Origin of the sequence: Pseudomonas sp. PAMC 26793 (genome assembly GCF_000313235.1) — a bacterium.
GTDB lineage: Bacteria > Pseudomonadota > Gammaproteobacteria > Pseudomonadales > Pseudomonadaceae > Aquipseudomonas > Aquipseudomonas yamanorum.
Genome location: NZ_AMXG01000022.1, coordinates 1 through 634, shown reverse-complemented (window position 1 = coordinate 634; position 634 = coordinate 1). Strand labels below are relative to the sequence as shown.

Sequence of the window (634 nt, the reverse complement as noted above, 5' to 3'; positions counted from 1 at the left end):
CTAAGGTCCCAAAGTTATGGTTAAGTGGGAAACGATGTGGGAAGGCTTAGACAGCTAGGAGGTTGGCTTAGAAGCAGCCACCCTTTAAAGAAAGCGTAATAGCTCACTAGTCGAGTCGGCCTGCGCGGAAGATGTAACGGGCTCAAACCATACACCGAAGCTACGGGTATCACCTTCGGGTGATGCGGTAGAGGAGCGTTCTGTAAGCCTGTGAAGGTGAGTTGAGAAGCTTGCTGGAGGTATCAGAAGTGCGAATGCTGACATGAGTAACGATAATGGGTGTGAAAAACACCCACGCCGAAAGACCAAGGTTTCCTGCGCAACGTTAATCGACGCAGGGTTAGTCGGTCCCTAAGGCGAGGCTGAAAAGCGTAGTCGATGGAAAACAGGTTAATATTCCTGTACTTCTGGTTATTGCGATGGAGGGACGGAGAAGGCTAGGCCAGCTTGGCGTTGGTTGTCCAAGTTTAAGGTGGTAGGCTGGAATCTTAGGTAAATCCGGGATTCTAAGGCCGAGAGCTGATGACGAGTTATCTTTTAGATGACGAAGTGGTTGATGCCATGCTTCCAAGAAAAGCTTCTAAGCTTCAGGTAACCAGGAACCGTACCCCAAACCGACACAGGTGGTTGGGTA

Annotated in this window: 1 rRNA gene; it reads left to right on the top strand. The window is 49.8% G+C overall.

The annotated features are described in order from the left end of the window. Positions 1-634 (top strand): 23S ribosomal RNA (locus D109_RS0107355); the annotation flags it as partial.